The 15,322-nt window shown below is 66.5% G+C and carries 17 protein-coding genes and 1 pseudogene; 8 read left to right on the forward strand and 10 right to left on the reverse strand.

Translation table 11 applies throughout. The features are described 5' to 3' along the window. The first annotated feature begins 97 nt into the window (after window positions 1–97). Window positions 98–916: a sulfite exporter TauE/SafE family protein gene (locus B7X65_RS12765; protein ID WP_293594686.1), complete on the forward strand. Its 819-nt coding sequence runs from the start codon at window positions 98–100 to the stop codon at window positions 914–916. Between the two features lie 21 nt (window positions 917–937). On the opposite strand, the gene B7X65_RS12770 is transcribed toward B7X65_RS12765, so the two are convergent. Next, window positions 938–1,282: an antibiotic biosynthesis monooxygenase gene (locus B7X65_RS12770; protein ID WP_293594687.1), complete on the reverse strand. Its 345-nt coding sequence runs from the start codon at window positions 1,280–1,282 to the stop codon at window positions 938–940. A 12-nt stretch (window positions 1,283–1,294) separates the two neighbouring features. Further along, entirely contained in the window at window positions 1,295–2,407 is a 1,113-nt protein-coding gene (locus tag B7X65_RS12775) for a cytochrome P450 (RefSeq protein WP_293594688.1), read from the reverse strand. 63 nt (window positions 2,408–2,470) lie between these two features. Here B7X65_RS12775 and B7X65_RS12780 point away from each other — a divergent pair, with 63 nt between their 5' ends. Then, complete coding sequence (locus tag B7X65_RS12780) at window positions 2,471–3,163, forward strand: winged helix-turn-helix domain-containing protein (RefSeq protein ID WP_293594689.1); 693 nt, start codon at window positions 2,471–2,473, stop codon at window positions 3,161–3,163. A gap of 12 nt (window positions 3,164–3,175) precedes the next feature. On the opposite strand, the gene rraA is transcribed toward B7X65_RS12780, so the two are convergent. Continuing rightward, complete coding sequence (gene rraA / locus B7X65_RS12785) at window positions 3,176–3,715, reverse strand: ribonuclease E activity regulator RraA (RefSeq protein WP_293594690.1); 540 nt, start codon at window positions 3,713–3,715, stop codon at window positions 3,176–3,178. A 401-nt stretch (window positions 3,716–4,116) separates the two neighbouring features. Here rraA and B7X65_RS12790 point away from each other — a divergent pair, with 401 nt between their 5' ends. Beyond that, window positions 4,117–4,569 (forward strand): SWIB/MDM2 domain-containing protein, encoded by a 453-nt coding sequence (locus B7X65_RS12790; RefSeq protein ID WP_293594691.1) that lies wholly within the window; start codon window positions 4,117–4,119, stop codon window positions 4,567–4,569. A 134-nt stretch (window positions 4,570–4,703) separates the two neighbouring features. On the opposite strand, the gene B7X65_RS12795 is transcribed toward B7X65_RS12790, so the two are convergent. Then, entirely contained in the window at window positions 4,704–6,407 is a 1,704-nt protein-coding gene (locus B7X65_RS12795) for a thiamine pyrophosphate-binding protein (protein ID WP_293594692.1), read from the reverse strand. Between the two features lie 161 nt (window positions 6,408–6,568). Continuing rightward, entirely contained in the window at window positions 6,569–6,877 is a 309-nt protein-coding gene (locus B7X65_RS12800; protein ID WP_293594693.1) for a hypothetical protein, read from the reverse strand. Between B7X65_RS12800 and B7X65_RS12805 the strand changes: the two genes are divergently transcribed. Further along, window positions 6,876–7,043 (forward strand): hypothetical protein, encoded by a 168-nt coding sequence (locus B7X65_RS12805; protein WP_293594694.1) that lies wholly within the window; start codon window positions 6,876–6,878, stop codon window positions 7,041–7,043. The genes B7X65_RS12800 and B7X65_RS12805 overlap by 2 nt on opposite strands. Before the next feature lie 16 nt (window positions 7,044–7,059). Here B7X65_RS12805 and B7X65_RS12810 read toward each other — a convergent pair whose 3' ends face one another. Next, a complete protein-coding gene (locus B7X65_RS12810; protein WP_293594695.1) occupies window positions 7,060–8,292 on the reverse strand; it encodes an MFS transporter in 1,233 nt (410 codons plus the stop codon). 95 nt (window positions 8,293–8,387) lie between these two features. Between B7X65_RS12810 and B7X65_RS12815 the strand changes: the two genes are divergently transcribed. The 4 genes from B7X65_RS12815 (at window position 8,388) to B7X65_RS12830 (ending at window position 12,504) form a co-directional block, all read left to right on the forward strand. Continuing rightward, complete coding sequence (locus B7X65_RS12815; protein WP_293594696.1) at window positions 8,388–9,287, forward strand: helix-turn-helix transcriptional regulator; 900 nt, start codon at window positions 8,388–8,390, stop codon at window positions 9,285–9,287. Window positions 9,288–9,459: 172 nt separating this feature from the next. Beyond that, window positions 9,460–10,140 (forward strand): hypothetical protein, encoded by a 681-nt coding sequence (locus B7X65_RS12820; RefSeq protein WP_293594697.1) that lies wholly within the window; start codon window positions 9,460–9,462, stop codon window positions 10,138–10,140. Then, entirely contained in the window at window positions 10,137–11,480 is a 1,344-nt protein-coding gene (locus tag B7X65_RS12825; protein WP_293594698.1) for a (Fe-S)-binding protein, read from the forward strand. The genes B7X65_RS12820 and B7X65_RS12825 overlap by 4 nt, the downstream gene beginning before the upstream one ends. Before the next feature lie 139 nt (window positions 11,481–11,619). Next, entirely contained in the window at window positions 11,620–12,504 is an 885-nt protein-coding gene (locus B7X65_RS12830; protein WP_293594699.1) for a CAP domain-containing protein, read from the forward strand. A gap of 100 nt (window positions 12,505–12,604) precedes the next feature. Here the strand turns inward: B7X65_RS12830 and B7X65_RS12835 are convergent, their stop codons facing one another. From B7X65_RS12835 to modB, 4 genes and pseudogenes are all read right to left on the reverse strand, one after another. Beyond that, window positions 12,605–13,021, reverse strand: a complete 417-nt coding sequence (locus B7X65_RS12835; protein ID WP_293594700.1) for a DUF2784 domain-containing protein — start codon at window positions 13,019–13,021, stop codon at window positions 12,605–12,607. A gap of 16 nt (window positions 13,022–13,037) precedes the next feature. After that, a complete protein-coding gene (locus tag B7X65_RS12840; RefSeq protein WP_293602040.1) occupies window positions 13,038–13,493 on the reverse strand; it encodes a YiiD C-terminal domain-containing protein in 456 nt (151 codons plus the stop codon). Window positions 13,494–14,215: 722 nt separating this feature from the next. Next, window positions 14,216–14,656, reverse strand: a pseudogene (locus tag B7X65_RS12845) (ATP-binding cassette domain-containing protein); the annotation flags it as partial. Continuing rightward, on the reverse strand, window positions 14,653–15,318 hold the full coding sequence (gene modB / locus B7X65_RS12850; RefSeq protein WP_293594702.1) for a molybdate ABC transporter permease subunit: 666 nt from the start codon (window positions 15,316–15,318) through the stop codon (window positions 14,653–14,655). The gene modB and the pseudogene B7X65_RS12845, both read right to left, overlap by 4 nt. Window positions 15,319–15,322 lie beyond the last annotated feature (4 nt).

The following is a 15,322-nucleotide window of genomic DNA, read 5'->3' on the forward strand; positions in this document are numbered from 1 at the left end:
GGTATTCGCAGACACCTCTTTTCACCCGTCACCACCACCCCCGCCGCCATTCCCGTCCAACCCGCTTGCTCCGGCAAGCAGCCTGCCCTTACGCCGCATGACCTTCGAACCCCTGCTCATTCTTGAACTTGCCCTGCTGGGCGTCGGCACCGGCTTTCTCGCGGGCCTGCTGGGCATAGGCGGCGGCATGCTGATGGTGCCTTTCATCACCATCATCATGGCGCAGCGCGGTGTGGCGCCGGACCTGGCCGTCAAGATGGCGATTGCCACCTCGATGGCCACCATCATCTTCACCTCCATCTCCAGCGTGCGTGCCCACCACAAGCGCGGCGCGGTGCGCTGGGACATCGTCCGGCGCCTGGCTCCCGGCATCGTGGTCGGTAGCATCATCGGCAGCCTGGGCGTGTTTGCCTTGCTCAAGGGCTCTTACCTGGCGATCTTCTTCGGCCTCTTCGTGAGCTTCTCGGCCACCCAGATGTTTCTGGACAAGAAGCCCAAGCCCACGCGCCAGATGCCGGGCACGGCCGGCCAGTTTGCGGCCGGCGGCGGCATCGGTTTCCTCTCTGGGCTGGTGGGTGCGGGCGGCGGCTTCATCAGCGTGCCTTTCATGACCTGGTGCAACGTCGCCATCCACAACGCGGTGGCCACCTCGGCCGCGCTGGGCTTTCCGATTGCCGTGGCCAATGTGCTCGGTTATGTGATCAGCGGGCAGTCGGTGCAGGGCCTGCCGCCCGCTTCCTTCGGCTACATCTGGCTGCCGGCGCTGGTGGTCATTGCAGCCTGCAGTTTTTTCGTCGCACCGCTGGGCGCCAAGATTGCACACAAGCTGCCGGTGAGCAAGCTCAAGCGCGTTTTTGCCAGCATCCTCTATGTACTGGCGGCCTACATGCTCTGGAAGGGCCTGACGAGCCTGTAGCGCCCGCCGCCGGTCATGGACTCAGCCATGCGCCCGGCGTGAATCGGCCGGCGCCTCGTCCCTCTCCCTGAGCCCGTAGTCGCGGATCACCTCGGCGATCCGCAGGCGGTAGTCTTTGAACATCGTGGACCGGCCGGCAGCCTGCGCGGCGCGATGCGCCTCCAGGTTGCGCCAGGCCTGCAGGCAGGACTCGTCGCGCCAGAACTGCAGCGACAGCAGCTTGTCGGGCTCGCTCAGGCTCTGGAAACGTTCGATCGAGATGAACCCGTCCATCTTCAGCAACTCGGCCTTGAGCTCGGCGGCCCAGTTCAGGTAACCCTCGCGGTGCGCCGGGTCGGGCCAGACTTCAAAAATAACCGACACCATTTAATTTCTCCTTCATTGCTCGAAAACAGGAATGCGCGCATTGGGCAGTGGCCGGAACCCGCTGCAGCGCCCGAAATACTGATCAAACAGGCCTGCAGCCCTCATCCATAAAGCGCAGGCAGCTACCATTTCAATAGCAATCGCAGCGCCGGGGCAGGCATGGGGTCCGGCACCGAAGCCCATGCTCCCGCCTCCTTCACGGTGTACATCAAAACAGTCGGGCTGCGTGTTGAAGGTGTCGTCGCGGTTGGCGCTGGCCAGCACCAGCAGCAGGGCCTGGCCCGCCGCTATCGGCTGGCCCAGCAGTGTCAGCGCTTCGGCCGCGAAGCGCCGGGTGTTCTGGATGGGAGCGGCCCAACGCTCGACCTCGCGCACCAGGGCGCGCATGGCATCCCGTGACGCGTCGGCGGCCGCCGCCTGCCGCGGGTCCTGCGCGAGCTGCAGCGCGACATGGCCGAGCAGGCCGCTGCCCGCATCGAGGGCCTGCTGCATGAAGGCGATGCGGTTGGCGGCCTGCACCGCAGACAGGCCCAGCGCCCTGCCCTGGTCCATCAGGGCCGCAGCCGCCGCGTCGGCCAGCGCCACGGCCTGCGCGTCGGCGCCGGGCGCGATGCCTTGCGCGAACTGCGCGGCCCAGCGGCAGGTGGCCTCGCGTTCGCCGGCAGGCACATCGAGCAGCCGCGCCATGGTCTGCACCGGCAACGCGGCGATGAACGCATTGGCGGGCAGGCGCGGCCGCAGGTCGCGCGCCGCGTCTTCGGCGGCGCACGCCACGTCAGCCATCGTCCAGCGCCGCGCAACCCGTTCCACATCGGGTTTGTGGACCGCATGGAAGGCGCCGTCCGTCATGCGCACCAGCTGCGCGAAAACCTCACCGGCGGCCCGGCCCTGCAGCGCCGGCGGCACCGGCTCGGCCGGCGGTCGCACATGCAGCGCCGGATGCGCCAGAGCCGCGCTGACGGCGGCATGGCTGCTGGCCACCCAGAGGCCGAGGCGCGTGTCGAAAAACAGCGGACATTCCTCGCGCAGGCTGCGGTAGAAGGGATAGGGATCGGGGTGGGTCACCGCCTCAACGGCATCACGGGGGAAAGCGGCATCACGGGGAACATCATGGGAAAAAAGCATGGTCCCAGTGTCCCCAGCGGCGCCGTCCTTGTCCAGCGCCAACAGTTTGGCTAACATCGAACCATGCCCGTGGAGCCCGACATCACCCGCATCGCCGCCACCATCGGCGACGCCAGCCGCATCCGCATGCTGGTGTTGCTGATGGAAGGCCGCGCGCTGACGGCCAAGGAGCTCGCGCTGGGCGCGGACATCGCGCCGGGCACCGCCACCACCCATCTGCAGCGCCTGCTCGACGACGGCCTGCTGGCCGCCACCGCGCAGGGCCGCCACAAGTATTTCCGCTTTGCCTCCGCCGAGGCGGCGCAGCTGGTCGAGTCACTGATGCGTGTGGCGCCAAAACGCAAAAGCGTACAGTCTCCGGCGCTGCTTGAGCCGATACGCCATGCACGTTTCTGCTACGACCACCTCGCCGGCAGCCTGGGCACCGGCCTGCTGGCCATGCTGCTGCGCAGGCGCTGGCTGGCGGGCGACACCGGTGATGCCCGACAGCTGCTGGTGACGGCAGCGGGCGAAAAAGCCCTGCAGGCCCTGGGTCTGGACCTGTCCGAACTGCGCAGCAGGCGCCGGCAGTTCGCCTGCACCTGCCTGGACTGGTCGGAACGCCGGGATCACCTGGGTGGCGCGCTCGGCGCGGCGCTGGCCAGCCATTTCACGCAGCAGGGCTGGATCACGCGCAAGAAACACTCGCGTGTGGTGCAGGTCACGACCGAAGGCGCGGCATGCTTCAGCCGCCTGGGCCTGAAACTGCCCGGCTGAACATCCGGTTGATCAGGCCTGCAGCGGCGCCGGCATCACGACGATGCCGTCCTCGTCGGCATACAGCCAGTCGCCGGGGTACACCCACACGCCCTGGATCTGCACCGCCACACCGCGCTGGCCCTCGTTGCGTTTTTCCGTGGGCAGCGGCATGGCGGCAAGTGCGCGTATGCCGACCTGGCACTGCGCAAGCTCGGCGATGTCGCGCACGCAGCCGTCGATCACCACCCCGGCCCAGCCGTTTTTTGCAGCCGCTGCACCGAGGTTGCCGCCCAGCAGGGCGCGGCGCAGCGAGGCGCCGCCATCGACCACCAGCACGGCGGGCACGCGACCCGCGGGTGTTTCCACGAGGCCACTGCCATCGACCGCAGCCTTGACCAGCGAATTGTCTTCAAAACACTTGAGGGTGACGACCGGCCCGCAGAAGCGGGAAACACCGCCAAAAGGCCGGAACACCGGGGGCAGGACGCGAAATCGCCCCGAGCTGTCGTTTTTATGAGCGTCGCACAAATCGCAGGTGGCAAAGCGTGCAGTGGTCGAGGGGCTGGTCATGGGCGGTGTCCTTTCAGGGTGCGGGTGCCGGCGAGATGCAGAAGGAAAACTGCAGCAAGCATACCGTGCAGCCGGGCACCTCGTGGCGCAAATGCTGTGTGCTGGCGCGGTGTTAAGCCAGCTTCCTCCGGTGCTGGGTGAGCACGTGCCGCTGTCTGCAGCGCAGCCTTTGCCACCTGCCTGGCCGCCTCTGGGATCCACCGTAGCGCGCCCTTGCGTACTCGCTGCATTGCCCCGGGTGCAGCGTTTTCGATCCTGTCGAAGTAAATCTGCAACATCCAGACCCAAAAAAATTGCGTTTTCCCTATGAAACCGCTGTTTTCTCCAGTAGCATCCCCCTTGCCAGTGAAGAGTAGTTATCTGCATTGGTGATTTATCAACTTCTAGAAGGAAAATCAATCATGGCAACTGCAAAAAAAGCACCGGCAAAAAAAGCAGCCGCAAAGAAGGCTGCACCGGCAAAGAAAGTAGCTGCGAAGAAAGCAGCTCCAGCGAAAAAAGCCCCTGCGAAGAAAGCACCGGCTAAAAAAGTAGTGGCGAAAAAAGCTCCTGCAAAAAAAGTAGTGGCAAAAAAAGCACCTGCGAAAAAAGCGCCCGCCAAAAAGCGTACGCCCAATGCAGCGTTCATGAAGCCACTGACACTGAGCCCCGCGCTGTCGGCCGTGGTTGGCGCTGCTGCGCTGCCCCGCACCGAGATCGTGCGCAAGCTCTGGGTCTACATCAAGGCCAAGGGTCTGCAGGACAAGATCAACAAGCGCATGGTCAACGCCGACGAAAAATTGCGTGCCGTTTTCGGCAAGGCGCAAGTGTCGATGTTCGAGATGGCTGGCCTGATCGGCAAGCACGTCAAGTAACTCGACGCCAAGGGCTTGCCCCGCGTTCGCGCGGGACAGGACCCCGTAGAAAGGGCCACGCAAGTGGCCCTTTTTTTTTACGCTCGATTCAGAATCAAAACGAGGCGCAGCCCTTATGGGACCTGCGCATCCAGCTACTTTTTTTGTAGCGCCGCACTGGTGATGTTGCTCAAGGTACCGCGCGTGCTGATGACCTCGGGGTCCAGCATGATCTCGATCAGCGCCCCTTGTGTGCCCTGCAGCGCCTGGCGCAGCGCGGCTTCGAACTCGTCGGTGCGCGTGATGCGTGTCGCGCTGTAGCCGTAGGCGCGCGCCAGTGCGCAGAAATCGGGGTTCTGCAGATGCGAGCCGCTCACATGCTGCGGGTACTCGCGCTCCTGGTGCATGCGGATGGTGCCGTACATGCCGTTGTTGAGCAGCACGATGATGCTTTTGGCGCCATGCTGCACCGCCGTTGCGAGCTCCTGGCCGTTCATCAGAAAGTCGCCGTCGCCGGCAATCGTGAAAGCCGTGCGACCCGAAACGATGTTGGCCGCGATGCCGGCCGGCACGCCGTACCCCATGGCACCGACGGTCGGTGCGAGCTGCGTTTTCAGGCCCTTGACCAGACCGTGGTGCGGGAAGAAGCGGTGCACCCAGCTTGCAAAGTTGCCGGCGCCGTTGGTCAGCACGGCATCTTCCGGCAGCAGTTTCTTCAGCGTGGCAACGATGGCCGGCATGTCGATGCTGCCGGGCAGCACCACGCCGCCGTTGGCCGGGTCCACGTTGGCGAGGTAATCCGCGTTGGCGGACTCGGCCCAGGCCTGCCAGGGCACCGACACGGGCGCGGTCAGCACCTCCAGCGAACGCGCCGCCGCATTCATGGTGGCGTTGATCGCGAGGTCGGCCTGGAAGACGCGGTTGAGTTCCTCGGCGCTGGCATGGATGTGCACCAGCTTCTGCTTCGGCCGCGGCGCTTCGATCAGCGTATAGCCACCGGTGGTCATCTCGCCCAGGCGCGGGCCGATGGCCAGGATCAGGTCGGCCTGTTTGATGCGCGCGGCGAGTTTGGGGTTCAGGCCGATGCCGACATCACCCGCATACAGCGGGTGGTGGTTGTCGAAGGTGTCCTGAAAACGGAAGGCATTGCCGACCGGCAGCGACCAGTTCTCGGCAAAACGCTGCAGGGCCTGCGCAGCCTGCGGCGTCCAGCCACCGCCGCCGGCAATCACCAGCGGGCGCTGCGATTGCAGCAGCAGTTCGCGCAGCTTGCGCAGCGAGCCGGGGTCGCTCCAGGCTTCGACCGCCTCGACGCGCGGCAGCGGCTCGGCGTCCACCATGTGGGTCAGCATGTCTTCGGGCAGCACCAGCACCACCGGGCCGGGCCGCCCGTTCATCGCGGTCGCAAACGCACGCGCCACATACTCGGGAATGCGCCGCGCATCGTCGATGCGCTCCACGCGTTTGGCCATGCCTTTGGTGGACGGTCCGAAGAAGCTGCTGTAGTCGAGCTCCTGGAAAGCTTCGCGGTCGCGCGTGTCGCTGGCCACGTCGCCGACAAACAGGATCATCGGCGTGGAATCCTGGAAGGCGGTGTGCACCCCGATGGAGGCGTTGGTGGCGCCGGGACCGCGCGTCACGAAGCAGATGCCGGGACGCCCCGTCAGCTTGCCGTGGGCTTCGGCCATGAAGGCGGCGCCGCCCTCCTGCCGGTTGGTGATGAAGCTGATCTGCCCGCGGCAGGCATGAAAGCCGTCGAGCACCGCGAGGTAACTTTCACCCGGCACGCCGAAAGCATGGGTGACGCCCTGGGCCACAAGGCATTGAACAAGAAGATGGCCGGCAAGTTGTTGTGTCATGCCCTAATTGTGCCGCCGGAATACACGCCGGCCCACCGCGGCAACGTGGAAAGCTCTCTCCATACCAGCCGGGGCCGCGGGACTGGCTTTGCCAGACCGCAGGCGCAGCGGCCCCCTCGGGGGGCAGGAAGCTACACGAAGTGAGCGACCGTGGGGGCCAATTACTCCGGCGTCTTGTTGTCGCCGTCGGCGCCGCCGGCCTCCAGCGCCTGGCGGGCCAGCTCTTCCTCGCTCAGCGGCGGCGCCTCCTCCAGAGCCCGCAGTTCCTCGAGAAACTCCGGCGAGGGCTGCTCGTGCTCGAGCAACACTTCTTCCAGCTTCTGCCGGCCGGTCTCCACATGCACGGAGGGTGAATGCAGCTCGGTCGGGGGCACCGGGAATTTTTCGCCCAGCGTGAATTTCAGCGCCTCGGCCTTCTCATCAACCCAGTGTGTGAAGTCACCGTCTTTGGGGGTGTCCGAATTCGTCATGACCATCTCCTTGCATGTCGGCACCAGCGCGGATGGCCGGTCCCTGCTCCATTATGGAGGTACGCTTGGCGCAGCGCTGTCAGCCAATCACCTCATCACCCGTGAATCTTGCTTCTCCTTCGACAAGCTCTGGGCAAACGGTCGTAAGTTGCCAGTCATGATTTAAGGAAGCCTCCAGAGCTTCAGGCGGCCACCAGCGCCGTACGCCTGACCCGCCGCACATTGAAAGCGCTGGCAATCAGCACACCCTGCATCAGCGCCAGGCCCAGCAACACGCCGCGGAACTGCCCGTGGTCCATCATCACGCCGAAGATCAGCGGCGAGACAGCCTGCCCGATGTCCAGGCCCGCGTAGACCACGCCGTAGACGCGGCCCGAGGCGTTGTCAGGCGTCGAACGTTTGACCAGCAGGTCGCGCGACGGCCCGGCGATCCCCGAGGCAAACCCCATGGCGCCAAACAGCACCGGCACCACCCATGCCGGATAACTGCCCAGGGCCAGCAGCAGCGCCACCACCGCGGCCAGCCCGAAGCCGGCGCCCACGATGCGCTCGCAGCGCGCCGGGTCGGACGCGAGGAAACCGCCCAGCACCATGCCACCCGCGCTGCACACCATGTAAATCGTCAGGCACATGGCCACCAGGCCCAGCGGCACATTGTGAAGTTGCCGTGCGGCTTCGGGCGCGAAGGCCTGCACCACGCTGAGCACAATCGCGTACCAGAAGAAAAAGGCGAAACACATCCACACCGCCGGGATCTTCAGAAAGCCCAGCGAGCTGTCGGCCGCTGGCGCGCCCTTGACGGGCGGGGCTATCCGGATCGTCAGCTTGTCACGGTGCAGCACCAGCACGGCCAGCACGGCAAAAGCCAGCACACCGGCGGCTGCCAGCGCCACCCGCCACGAATACGCAAACGTCAGCGTCACCACCAGCGCCGGCGCCAGCGCCCAGCCCAGGCTGCCGGTGATGCCGTGCACGCTGTAGGCATGGCCCAGGCGCGGCGCGCTGACCTTGCGGTTGAGCAGCGTGTAGTCCACCGGGTGAAACACGCCGTTGCCGACACCGGCCAGCACCGCGAAGCCGGCCATCATCCAGTAGCTGGTGCTGACCGAATAACCGAAGGCCGCAATGCCCAGCAGGCTCAGGCCCGCAAACAGAATCGGCCGCGGGCCGAAGCGGTCCACCCAGAACCCGGACAGCGCCTGCACCGCGCACGAGACGACAAAAAAGATCGTCATCAGGAACCCGAGTTCGGCATAACTGACGCTGAACTCGTCCTTGAGCCAGGGAAACAGCGGCGCCAGCAGCAGCTGGCTGAAATGGCTGATCAGGTGCGCCAGCCCCACCAGGCCAATGACGCTGGCATCGCTGCGCAAGGGAACAATGCCGGAGCCCGGGAGGGTGCTTGATGTATTCATGGCGCCATCGTAGTATCGGCGCTGGCTTCTGAAATGCGACAAAAAGCCATCATTCAGCGAATTTCAGACAAAACACGCCAACCAACATTCAGCCCATGGCCCGCAAGCCGCGTCTTCATTTCATGCCGGTCGGCGACACCGACCCCTTCACGCCCAGCCGCGAGCGCCCGGTGCGCGTGCGGGCGCGCTCCATGCCGGTGGACTCGCACTTCGAGCCGCATGCCCATGCCTGGGCGCAGCTGGCCTACTGCGCCAGCGGCATCGTGCAGGTCACGGCCGGGCAGAGCCGCCACAAGGCCGATGAAGTCGCCTACATCGTGCCGCCCTCGCGCGCGGTGTGGATTGCGCCGGGCGCGCGGCACCACATCACCGTGCTCGAAGCGGCGGAATTCCGCACGCTGTACATCGACGCCAGCGCCACGCCGGAGGGCTGGCACGGCTGCCGCGTGATCGTTGTCTCTGCCTTGCTGCGTGAAACCATCCGTGCTCTCGATGCCATCGGCCCCCACGCTTCGCTGCCCCCCGAGGGGGCGCATTTTTCCTTGGGGCGGCCCGGCGGAAAAACCGGCCCCCTGAACCCGCAGCGTGAGCAATTGCTGACCCGCCTGGTACTGGACGAGCTTCTCCACGCCGACACCCAGGTGCTGGGTGTGCCCCTGCCGAATGCGCAAACCGGCGACAAGCGCCTGCGCGCGCTGTGCGAGGCGGTGCTGCGCGCACCGTCCGAACGCGCCACGCTGGCCGAGTGGGCCGGGAACATAGGCGCCAGCGAACGCACGGTGGCGCGGCTGTTTCGCGATGAGCTGGGCCTGAGTTACCAGCAGTGGCGCCAGCAGGCCGTGCTGGCCCACGCCCTGCCCCTGCTGGCGCGCGGCCAGTCCGTCAGCCAGGTGGCCGCCGCCAGCGGCTATGCCAGCGACAGCGCGTTTTCTGCCATGTTCAAGGCGGCCATGGGCCAGTCACCGAGTCATTTTCAGAACAAAAACAGCCTCTAGCTCAATAAAGTCGGGCGTAATAAGCTATAAATTCAATAGCAAACTGACCCTGAGCCGGCCGCGTGCCATGCCCTTGACATGCATCAAGTCAGTGCCGCAGCCAAGGCGTAGCCTGAGCCTTTTCCCCGCCAACACAACACACAGCACCCCACAACACAAGAGGCAGGACACCATGGATTTGCTCGACTGGGCACGCGGCCCCCTGCTCGCGGTCGCGATTGCCGTTTTTGGGGTTGGCGTGGCATGGCGGCTTTTTTCGCTGTGGCGCCTGCCAGCGCCCGCAAGCCGCCCGGCACCGGCGCGCCAGGCCTTCGGCACCACCGACGCCCTCAAGGCCAGCCTTTTTCGCATGGCGCCACACCGCGGCTTTCATCCCAGCGCCACGCTGGTGACGATCAACCCCTATGTCTTTCACATCGGCCTGGCCCTGGTCTTCTTCGGTTATGCGCCGCACATTGCCTTCATCCGCCGCCTGACCGGCCTGGGCTGGCCGGCCCTGCCCGACATGGTGATGTACGTCGCCGCGGCGGCCACCATCGTGTCTCTGTTGCTGGCATTGCTGTTCCGGCTCACCGATCCGGTGCTCAAAAAAATATCCCGTGCCGACGACATGCTGACCTGGGCGCTGACCATGCTGCCCCTGATGACCGGCATGGCCGTTGTGGGTGAGCCCTCATCGGCGCTGCTGGCCCACGCCAGCCCGCTGTACCGCGGCCCGCTGGCCGTGCACTTGCTGAGCCTGGAGCTGCTGCTGGTGTGGTTTCCCTTCGGCAAACTGATGCACGCCTTTCTGGTGCTGCCCAACCGCATGCAGCTGGCCCGCTTTCTCGGACGCCGTGGAGTACGCACATGATCGACATGGCCGTTTTCAAACAATTCCAGGAGGCGATCCGCCACCTGGGCGAGATGGCGCAGCCGGAACCCCTCACCGACGCCGCCCGGCTGTCACGGGCCAAGGCCGTTATGCACCGCAAGACCGACCGCGCGCTGGCCATGGACCTGGAGTCCTGCGTCAACTGCGGTTACTGCTCCGAGGCCTGCCACTTCTACCAGAGCACCCAGGACCCGAAGTACACGCCGACCCGCAAGCTCGACCTGCTGCGGCGCGTGCACATGCGCGAGACCTCGGCGTTTGCGCCCCTGCACCGCCTGTTCAAGCCCGACATCACGGTCGCCGACCTGCAGGAGTGGCAGGAGCTGGTGTACGACTCGTGCACCGAATGCGGCCGCTGCAGCATGGTCTGCCCCATGGGCATCAACATCGCGCGCGGCGTCAACGTCATGCGCGAAGCGCTGTCCGAAGCCGGCCTGGTGCCGCTGGAACTGATGGCGGTGGCGCAGGAGCAGGCCGGGCGCGGCACGGTGTTCGGCGTCGGCCCCGCCGAGTTGCTCAAGACAGTAGAGGCCCTGCGTGCGCAAGGCATCGCCATTCCCCTGGACGAACCCGCCGCCGATGTGATGCTGGTCACCACGGTCATCGACGTGCTGCTGTACCAGGACGCGCTGGCGGCCACGGCGCGCATTCTCAACCACCTGGGCCTGCGCTGGACGCTGCGCAGCGCCGGATTCGAAGCGGCCAACTTCGGCCTGCTGTCGGGCAACGAAGCCCTGCAGAAGGCCGCCAGCCAGCGCCTGATCGACGAGGCACTGGCCATAGGCGCGCACACCATCATCCTGCCCGAGTGCGGCCACGCCTACCCGGCCCTGCGCTGGGAAGCCCGGCTGCCCGGCGGCGAGCCGCTGCCCTTCGAGGTGCTGGCCGCCTCGGAATTCGTCGGCCGTGAAATCGCGAGCGGACGACTGGAGGTGCGCTCAGGCGACACCCGGCAGGTCGTCACCTACCACGACGCCTGCAAACTGGCACGGCACGGCGGCGTGATCGACGAGCCGCGCGCGGCGATAGCGGCCCTGGGGGTCGAATTCCGGGAGACCTCCCCCACGGCAGAACTCAACTGGTGCTGCGGCGGCGGTGCCGGCACCTTCCTGATCAACCGTGCCGAGCCGCTGCGGCACAAGGCCTGGGAGATCAAGCGCCAGCAGATCGACGCCACCGGCGCCGACGCAGTGGTGGTGTCCTGCGCGAGCTGCCGCCTCAACTTCATGGCCGGTGCGGAAACCGACCAGTGGTCCACACGCATCGTCAGCCTGGTCGAACTGGTGGCCGACCACCTGCCCGGGGCTCACGCGCGCTGAGCGGCCAGCGGGCCATTGGGGAACAAAGCAGGCTTTCGCCCAACACCGGCGGGCGTTGGCTGCTATCAAAACAGGATCGCACCAGCGCTGAAGCCCCCCTGCAGCGCACCGGGCAACGGTAAACCGCTACCATGGGCGAATGAACTCTGCCCGCACCCTGGTGAAAACACGTGAAACATGGCGTAAGGCCGCAAGGGGTCTGGCGCTAGTCCTGCTGGCCGCCACCGGGCAGGCGCATGCAGACAGCGCCAGTCAACCGGGCCTGCTGCGCGACATCAACGCGGTGCGACAGCAAGGCTGCGAAGGGCAGCCCGGCAAGGCAGCCCCCTTGCGCGAGAACGCAGCCCTGTCGGCCGCCGCCACCCGCCTGTCCAGCGGTGACAGGCTGGACGAAGCACTGAAAACCGCCGGTTACCGCGCGGTGAGCGGGGCGCAGATCATCCTGCGCGGCGCGGGCGCCACCCTGCTGACGCGGGCCAGCCTGGGCACGTCATGCAGCGTGCTCACCCAGGCCGATTTGACCGAGGCCGGCTTTCACCAGTATGCCGCCCAGACCTGGATCGTTGTGGCCGCGCCCTTCTCACCCCCCGACGCTGCGCAGGCCGCTGACGTGGAGTCGCGTGTACTGGCCCTGGTCAACGAAGCCCGCGCCAAGCCACGCCGCTGCGGCACCGAGTCTTTCGCCGCGGCGCGCCCGGTGCATCTCAGCCCCAGACTGCAGGCCGTCGCCGCCGCCCACGCCGCCGACATGGCCCACCACAACTACTTCGACCACGCCGGCCGCGATGGCAACCATGTGGAAGAACGCGCCAGCAGCGGCGGCTACCGCTGGCGCCACATCGGCGAAAACATCGCCGCCGGCCACACCCAGGCCGAAGCCGCCATGCAGGACTGGCTGGGCAGCCCCGAGCACTGCGCCAACGTGATGTCGCCGGCCTACACCGAGATGGGCAGCGCCTTTGCGGTGAACAACAGCAGCAGCGCGGGCATCTACTGGGTGAAGGTGTTCGGGACCACGAAGTAAGGCGCGGCTTGCCACGGGCGGCGGCCCTTCGGTGATATGCAAAAATCGTCCTGAGCCCTTATCCGGCAAGCGCCGGCAGCGATCAAAAGAAGAGCTGATACTACTTGTGTCGGCGGCTTTCCGGTGGAAAGCGAACCCACGCCGCCACCACCAGCAGACCGAACAGCGAGTAGCCGACGGCAAACACCCACCACGGTGCTTCGTAATACAGGACGCGCTGCAACCAGTGTTCGATAAAACCGCCGCCATAGCCGGTCACACCGGCCATACCGGTCCGCTCACGCAGCCACATCTCCAGCGTGGTCAGCGGGCACAACATGCCCAGCCAGGTTTCGGCCACCACGACCACGATCGCCATCAGGTGCGCCAGCCGGAACCAGAGGGTATTGACCCAGCGCCAGCCCCGCAGGTTGCCGGCCAGCACCAGCACCAGGCCACCCACCACAAAGGCCACGACGGCGACATGCAGCGTGAGCACGATGTCGGCGAGCAAGGCGTAGGAAATCCCGGTGCGCATGGGGCAACTCAACAGCTCAGGCCGGCTGATCCATCCCCAGCGCCACAAACTCGCCTTCGAGGCGCCCCGCCACCTCGCCCGCAAAATGCAGCAGCGACACCACCGTGATGCGCGCCTTGCCCTTGCGCCGGAACATGCGCAGGAACTGCTGCCAGGCCTCAGCGTCCGGCGCTGTAGCCGTCGCGGTGAAAGTGCCCGCTATCGGTTGCTCGTAGGACATGGTGTTGCGCTGGATCACCAGCCGGCTGGCCAGGCCCTCGGCGCTCATTCGCGTGTGCAGCAGCGACCACGCGGCCAGGATGGCGACGGCCGACGCACTGCCGCCGAACACGGTGTCGCGGTGGTTGATGTTGGGCGCCAGCGGCGCGCTGAGCACCACCGCTTCCGGTGCGGCCTGCACCACGCTGACCTGCATGGCCCGGGACAGCGGGATGTGCGCATGCAGATAGGTTTCAAGTTCGGCGGGGGACATGGCGTCCTTTCAGGTGTCTGCCAGAAGCGAAGCGTAGCAGTCCGGGGCCAGCCTCGCCCCGTGATTTCGCTTACCCGGCGTTGCGCACCGGCATCACATGCACCAGCGCCATGTCGAGGCGCACACAGGTACGCTGTCCGGGTGCCAGGGGCGCCGCTTGCGGCCCGGACAAGGTGAGCCGCAGCGACGCGCCGGGGGCCGGCTCCAGCAGCAGCGTCACCAGGGTGATTTCCCCCAGATGGCGCAGCTCCCCAGCTCACGGCCTGGCCCGGCGCCAGGCGGCCCTTGTCGCGCACCCGCAGCACGGTGCTACGCCCTTCATCCGTAGCGCCGCCCGGCATGCCGTCGGTCCAGCGCAGCAGGCCCCAGCCCCCCTCGCCCGATGTTTGGCCCGATGTTTCGTCCGGCCCCAGCCACACGCCATGAAAGCGGTTCTGGATACCCACCAGGTCGGCCACCCGGGCGTTGCGCGGCGCGCGGTGGATGCTGGCCGGCGCGCCCTGCTGCAGCACGCGCCCGGCGTCAATCACCACCAGCTGGTCGCACAGCAGGCGCGCCTCGTTGAGATCGTGCGTGACCAGCACGATGGGAATGTCCAGCTCGCGCCGCAGTTCGGCCAGCAAGGCATACAGGCCGTGGCGGCTCATCTGGTCAACCGCGGAAAAAGGTTCGTCCAGCAGCAGCAGCGCCGGCTCGCGCGCCAGCGCCCGCGCCACCGCCACACGCTGCTGCTCGCCGCCCGACAGGTGCGTGGGCCGGCGCGCCTGCTGGCCGGGCGTCAGGCGCACATGGTCGAGCCAGCGCCGCGCACGCTCGCGGCGCTGTTCGCGCGGCAGGTGCATCAGCGCCAGCGCCACGTTGTCCAGGGCGCTCAGGTGCGGCATCAGCGCGTAGTTCTGGAACACCAGGCCGACATGGCGTTTTTGCGGCGGCACAAACACGCCGCTGGCCGTGTCGCACCAGACCTGCTCACCCACCAGCACACGCCCGTGCGCCGGACGCATGAGCCCGGCCATGATGCGCAGCATCGATGTTTTTCCGGCACCCGACGGCCCCACCAGGGCCAGCATCTCGCCCGGCGCGCAGCGAAACTGCGCCGACAGGGCCATGGGCTGGGCCTGCTCCACCTCGACCACCAGCGCCCTGCTTGCCGGTGCACTCATGGACGACGCACCAGCCGGGCCGACGCAACAAAGGAAAAACCGACCGCCAGCAACGACAGCAGCAGCAAGGCCAGCGACATCTGGTTGGCAGCCGCCAGGTTGAAACCCTGCACCTGGTCGTAGATGGCAATGGCAATGGTGCGGGTTTCACCCGGAATGCTGCCGCCCACCATCAGCACCACGCCGAACTCGCCCAGCGTGTGCACAAAGGTCAGCACCATGGCCGACAACACGCCGGGCCAGACCAGCGGCAGTTCCACCAGGCGAAAGGTCTGCCAGCCACCCAGTCCGCTGACGGCGGCGGCTTCGGCCAGGTTGCGGGGCACGGCCTCGAAGGCGCGCTGCACCGGCTGCACCATGAAGGGAATGTTGAACACGAGCGAGGCGATCAGCAGGCCCAGGAAGTTGAAGGTCAGCTCGACGCCGAACCACTGCCGCGCCCACTGCCCGATGGGCGAGCCGCCGCCCAGCGACACCAGCAGGTAATAACCGAGCACGGTGGGCGGCAGCACCAGCGGCAAGACCACCACGGCCTCGACCCAGGCCTTGCCGCGAAAGCCGGTGTAGGCCAGCCAGCGCCCGGTCAGCACACCGACGGGCAGCAGGATCACCAGTGTGACGGCGGCCAGCTTGAGCGAGAGAAAAAGCGCGGACCAGTCCATGGCG

The sequence above is a fragment of the Polaromonas sp. 39-63-25 genome (assembly GCF_002278925.1).
Lineage (GTDB): Bacteria > Pseudomonadota > Gammaproteobacteria > Burkholderiales > Burkholderiaceae_C > Polaromonas.